Source organism: Sulfuricurvum sp. PD_MW2 (genome assembly GCF_002633015.1).
GTDB lineage: Bacteria > Campylobacterota > Campylobacteria > Campylobacterales > Sulfurimonadaceae > Sulfuricurvum.
Genome location: NZ_NSIU01000042.1, coordinates 1 through 5,865, shown reverse-complemented (window position 1 = coordinate 5,865; position 5,865 = coordinate 1). Strand labels below are relative to the sequence as shown.

At 42.6% G+C, this 5,865-nt stretch carries 7 protein-coding genes; 4 read left to right on the top strand and 3 right to left on the bottom strand.

All coding sequences use genetic code 11. From position 1 onward, the window contains the following. Positions 1–43: 43 nt before the first annotated feature. Positions 44–1,384, bottom strand: a complete 1,341-nt coding sequence (locus tag CJD30_RS11215; protein WP_294919145.1) for an acetyl-CoA carboxylase biotin carboxylase subunit — start codon at positions 1,382–1,384, stop codon at positions 44–46. 3 nt (positions 1,385–1,387) lie between these two features. After that, entirely contained in the window at positions 1,388–1,840 is a 453-nt protein-coding gene (accB, locus tag CJD30_RS11210) for an acetyl-CoA carboxylase biotin carboxyl carrier protein (RefSeq protein ID WP_294919143.1), read from the bottom strand. 72 nt (positions 1,841–1,912) lie between these two features. On the opposite strand from accB, the gene dcd reads away from it, so the two are divergent. From dcd to CJD30_RS11190, 4 genes are all read left to right on the top strand, one after another. Next, positions 1,913–2,473, top strand: coding sequence for a dCTP deaminase (gene dcd / locus CJD30_RS11205; protein WP_294919140.1), 561 nt, complete (start codon positions 1,913–1,915; stop codon positions 2,471–2,473). A gap of 43 nt (positions 2,474–2,516) precedes the next feature. Continuing rightward, positions 2,517–2,753, top strand: coding sequence for a DUF465 domain-containing protein (locus tag CJD30_RS11200; RefSeq protein ID WP_294919137.1), 237 nt, complete (start codon positions 2,517–2,519; stop codon positions 2,751–2,753). A gap of 124 nt (positions 2,754–2,877) precedes the next feature. Continuing rightward, the gene (locus CJD30_RS11195) at positions 2,878–3,393 is read left to right on the top strand and encodes a GAF domain-containing protein (RefSeq protein WP_294919134.1); all 516 of its coding nucleotides are present in this window, start codon (positions 2,878–2,880) and stop codon (positions 3,391–3,393) included. Beyond that, positions 3,390–3,884 carry a GAF domain-containing protein gene (locus CJD30_RS11190; RefSeq protein ID WP_294919132.1) on the top strand — a complete coding sequence of 165 codons (495 nt, stop codon included), beginning with the start codon at positions 3,390–3,392 and terminating at the stop codon, positions 3,882–3,884. The genes CJD30_RS11195 and CJD30_RS11190 overlap by 4 nt, the downstream gene beginning before the upstream one ends. Positions 3,885–3,887: 3 nt before the next feature. Here the strand turns inward: CJD30_RS11190 and asnB are convergent, their stop codons facing one another. Further along, the gene (gene asnB, locus CJD30_RS11185; RefSeq protein ID WP_294919129.1) at positions 3,888–5,693 is read right to left on the bottom strand and encodes an asparagine synthase (glutamine-hydrolyzing); all 1,806 of its coding nucleotides are present in this window, start codon (positions 5,691–5,693) and stop codon (positions 3,888–3,890) included. Positions 5,694–5,865 lie beyond the last annotated feature (172 nt).

Here is a 5,865-nt window from a genome sequence, read left to right as displayed (position 1 = left end):
GACTAAAGGTGTTAAATAATGATGAAAGAGATTACAACAGCCTTTAGCCGTTGTAATTTTCGAGGTATTTTGTATCGAAGTTATTATTGATGAAATCTGGGTTTTTCATCATTTTCATATGAAACGGAATCGTTGTCTTGATGCCGGTAATCGTAAATTCGCTTAATGCGCGATGCATTCGCTCGATTGCATCGTTGCGATCTTTTCCGTACACAATCAATTTTCCGATCATTGAATCGTAGGTCGGAGGGACAATATACCCTGCATGTGCGTGCGTATCGATACGGATATTACGCCCACCCGGAGCAATCCATTGTGTAATTTTTCCCGGAGACGGCAAAAATTTTATCGGATCTTCGGCAGTAATACGGCACTCGATAGAGTGACCGCTGAGAACTACGCTCTCTTGACTTGGAAGTGCTTCGCCCTCAGCAACGCGGATCATCATTTCGATCAAATCCAAACCGCTGACCATCTCAGAAACACAGTGTTCTACCTGAAGACGGGTATTCATCTCCATAAAATAGAAATTTTTATCGGCATCGAGAAGGTACTCAAATGTCCCTGCCCCTTCGTATTTAATATACTTGGTTGCACGAACGGCTGAAGCGTGCAAATCTGCACGGATTTCAGGGGTCAATGCCACCGCAGGGGATTCTTCGATCAATTTTTGGTGACGGCGCTGCATCGAACAATCACGTTCACCGATATGTAAAACATTCCCGTGAGAATCGGCGATCACTTGCACTTCGATATGGCGAGGGTTTTTAATGAATTTCTCCATATAAATCGTACCATCACCAAAGGCGCCGATCGCTTCCGCTTCTGCGGCTAAAAAGGCGTTTTCAATATAACTTTCATCTTCAACGACACGCATACCGCGTCCGCCACCGCCAGCAGCCGCTTTGAGGATAACCGGATAACCGACCTCTTTGGCACGAACCTTTGCTTCGGCAATGTCTTTGATGGCACCATCAGATCCCGGAACAACCGGAACACCAGCGGCGATCATGACATCTTTGGCTTTTGATTTATCCGACATCATCACCATAACTTCAGGTGTCGGTCCGATAAATTTGATACCGTGATGGGTACAGATTTCAACAAAATGTTGATTTTCAGACAAGAATCCGTATCCCGGAAATACTGCATCACATCCGCTAATTTCACATGCTGCGATAATGGCAGGGATATTAAGGTAACTTTGTGAACTCGGAGCGCCTCCGATACAAATTGCCGCATCAGCAAGCTTCAAGTACGAAGCCTCTTTATCCGCTGTAGAGTAAACCGCAACTGCTTCTTTACCCATCTCTTTGATTGTACGAATGGCACGAAGCGCGATTTCACCGCGATTCGCGACTAAAATACGTTTGATTTCCGCCATGATTTAAAGCTTCTTAACGGCAAATAATGGCATATCGTATTCAACAGACTGTGCATCAGATACTAAAACGCTGAGAATCTCACAATCGAATTCGGCTTCAAGCTCATTCATAATTTTCATCGCTTCAAGAATACCGATGACTTGTCCTTTTTTGACACGATCCCCAACTTTTACAAAAGAAGCAGAATCCGGTGAGGGAGCCGAGTAGAATGTTCCTACCATCGGAGAAACAATCATATCTCCGCTAAGAACCGGTGTAGCCGGAGCCGATGATTCAACGGCAGCAGGTGCAACCGGAGCCGATGCAACAGCAACCGGAGCAGCCATTACAGGTGCAGCAACTACACCAATATTTTTTTCAAGTTCAATCGAAAAAGCGTCTTGAGTAATTTTTAATTTTGAAAGAGTACTTGCATCAAACTCTTGCAAAAGGGCTTTAATTTGTTTCATATCCATCGGAAAATGCTCCTAAAAGTAGGGTAATAGATGTGTTATACTACCACAAATAAAATTAACAACGGATAGAAGATGGGTCTTAAAAGCGACGGATGGATTCGAGAAAAGGCATTAAACGAGGAAATGATTACCCCGTTTTGTGAAGATCAAGTAGGCGTTGGAGTCGTCAGTTACGGGCTTAGCTCATACGGTTATGACATTCGAGTCACCAATGAATTTAAAATTTTTACCAATCTAAATTCAACAGTTGTTGATCCAAAACGTTTTGATGACATGAATGTTGTCGATTTCGTCGGGGATGTTTGTATCGTTCCGCCAAACTCGTTCGCATTGGCACGAACGGTTGAGTATTTTAAAATTCCTCGAGATGTTTTGGCAATCTGTCTGGGTAAATCAACCTATGCGCGTTGCGGTATTATCGTCAATGTCACCCCGTTTGAGCCGGAGTTTGAAGGGCATATCACCATTGAGATTTCCAATACGACTCCTCTTCCGGCTAAAATCTATGCTAATGAAGGGATTGCCCAAGTGCTCTTTTTGCAAGGAGATGAGATGTGCGAAACCTCATACAAAGACAAAAGCGGTAAATATCAAGGCCAAGAGGGGATCACCCTTCCACGGATTTTAAAATAAGTAATGGTATAATTCCGATAAATTTCCACGCAAGGACACTCGAATGTTGCATGAATACCGCGATGTTATTACCCATATGAAACAAAATGATGCGGCTAACGCCCACTTTTTGAAAATTTTCGATCGCCACAACGATCTTGACGATCAAATCAGCAAAGCAGAAAACGGTGAAGTTCCGATGTCTGATCTTGAACTCGAAAAACTAAAAAAAGAAAAACTATTGCTTAAAGATGAAGCATATGCGATGATTATCGCTTACAAAAAAGAGCATAACCTCTAAGATTCTCCCTGAAACTCCCATTTGGGAGTTTCGCTTCCCCTTCTTTCACATAAATTTACTTTTTAGCTTTAAATAGATACGATTTATTTTTTTCCCGAATTTATTTTATTTTCTGTAGGTCACCATGAAAACTACGTATACCGCTCTCGCTGATTTTGGACGTGCTCTGTTGAAACGTCCAACGCTCTCAGAGGGGCTCCCAATGATCTCGGAGTACGCGAAACAAGTGAGCGGCGCGGCGCGTTGTTCCATTTTTATCTACAATCCGAAAATACAGATGCTTTGGACCACCTTAGCAGACGGTATCGAAAAAATCATGGTGCATAAAGATGACGGGATCGTCGGCCATACCCTTAAAGAAGGAAAGCCGATTTTGGTGAACAACCCGTATGATGATGAGCGGTTTCTTCATGCCATCGACAATAAAACCGGATTTGTAACTGAAAATATCGCTTCTATTCCTATATTTGACTCTAGCCGCCATATCATCGGCGTGTTTCAACTTTTAAACAAACCCGGCGGATTTTCCTCAGAAGACGCAAAATTTATGATTTTTTTTGCTCACTATATCAGCGGCTATTTAGAGCTGGCAATGCTTTTCGATGACGAAGCCACTTTACTAAAAAAAGGGATAGAATGAGTTTGGAAATTTACAAAAGGATCTCTGATTTCGGAAAAAAGCTGACCAGTCTTGATCGTATTGAAGACTCTCTTCCTATTATCTCCGAAGAAGCCAAAGCGATTGTTAATGCGGAACGGTGTTCAATCTTTATGGTCGATGCCAAAGAGAAAATGCTGTGGACAAAACTCTCCGATGGAATCGGACGAATTGCGATCGCTATTGATTCTGGAATTGTCGGGGACACCGTACAAACAAAAACCGCACAAATTGTTAATTCCCCGTATGAAGACGATCGCTTTTTATCGAAAATCGATCAAAAAAGCGGTTTTGTCACCCGAAATATACTTGCTATTCCGATCTTTAATTCTCGACAAGAGGTCATCGGTATTATTCAGCTTCTCAACAAATACAACGGAGATTTTGATGAAAAAGATGAGGGAATCATGAGCTTTTTTGCTAACTACATCAGTGGAACATTAGAATTGGCCCTGTTGATGGAGAAAAAATAAAGACTATAACAACTCTCTCTTGATCCAGTCACTCAGGACATAAAGTCCCCAAACGTGTTGTTTAAACCGCCCCCGTCTGGCCATATCGATATAGTTGTCCAATTCGTCAGGATAAAACAGCCCCGTTTTTTCATTGACTTCACGGATCAATTCAATCCGATTCGATCCGATTAGCCACTCCATATAAGGGTTTGAAAACCCTTTTTTGCGGCGGTCTACAATTTCATCGCTAAGATAATTTCTCGCAATTTGCTTCAACAGCGTTTTTGTCTCACCCTCTCCTATACGGAGAATAGGATCAACCGAAAGCACCGTTTCGGCCAGTCGATGATCCAAAAACGGTGTTCGGGCTTCAAGGGTATGCGCCATTGAGACACGATCGAGTTTAGCGAGAAAATGCTCTCCGACAAAAAGTTTCAAATCGATCATGCTGTACCATAAACTCGGATCCGTGTGTCCGCTTTGTTCGAATTCAGAACGATATTTCGCTAAAAATCGGAGTGATTCGTTATCCCGAACGTTACGACGAAAAAGCTTGTTTTGCTGCAAATCGGTAAACTTTTCCCCCGAAGTACGGAATAACAGCGTCTCATCAAAAATCCGTTTGTACCATTCCCATTCGCGGTTCATCGAAAAATGGCTGTGAAAATATTTTTTGAGCCAGTTTTTGTGGTGCAAGGAAGCTGCTTTTTCGATATCGAAATACTCGAAATACTGCCGATACCCTAAAAACAATTCATCACTCCCTTCACCACTCAGGACAACTTTATATCCATCCGATCCAATCTTTTGCATAAGAAGATAAAGCGGCAGTGCGGCGGGATCGTTCAACGGTTCATCCATATGCATCAATAACGTATCAAGATGGGTATTAAAATCGCTTTGCGAAATGATCACTTCCGTATGATTCAACCCCAAGTATTGCGCCGTGATTGCAGCATTGTGCCGCTCGTCATACGCACCGTATTCATCATACCCCAGAGTAAATACGGGAAGCTTTTTTCCTTGGGCTGAAGCAATGGCACAGATCATTGCACTGTCCAAACCACCTGATAATAATGCGGCAACAGGAGCCTCCGTATCCAACCGCATCGCAACAGATCGATGAAGCTCTCCTTCGATCTGGCGCAAAGCTTCTTGGCGATCAAAAAGGGTTGGTATAAGCCTATCAAGAAAATTGTAATAGCGATGTTTTGTGATAGTACCGTTTTCAAAACAGATCCATTCGCCCGCTTCCAGTTTCTCAATACCTTCATAAAACGTATGTGGAGGAGCAGGCGCTAAAAAAGAGAGATACGAGTGGAGAGCTTCATCATTCATCCGTACAGAAGACAAAAACGGCTTGATGGCCTTAATTTCTGAAGCAAAATAAAATGCTTCTTTGCCATAATGATAAAATAGGGGCTTTTTGCCTGCACGGTCACGTACCAGATAGCACTTTTCACCGTCTACCAAAGCAAATGCAAACATCCCCTCCAGACGCCCAATACACTCGATTCCCCACTGCTCATAGGCCGCTAAAATCACTTCCGTATCGCTCGCTGTCTCCAACCCCTGAAGCTTCAATTCTTCGCGTAGAGCATTATGATTGTAAATTTCGCCGTTGAAACTGATCATGATTTTATTTCGAGTCATTGGCTGATTCGATCGAAAATGTGCATCGGTAATCGAGAGACGTTGATGGGCTAAAAATAGCCTGTTTTTCTCTACAATACCGCAATGATCCCTTCCGCGATGAGAAAGAAGTCGAAGTGCTTCACGCGCTTTGTGCGGACTATATTCACCAAGAATTCCAAATACTCCGCACACAAAAAAACCTTTTTTTTCCGCAATTATACGCCACACTACTAATATAACGCCTAAGAAAATATTTGCCTTAAATATCTTATAATCTACCTATTAATGCTACTCAATCAAAAATACATCCAAGGAAACAGCAGTTTATGTACCTTTTTACCTCAGAAGTCGTCTCTCCAGGGCA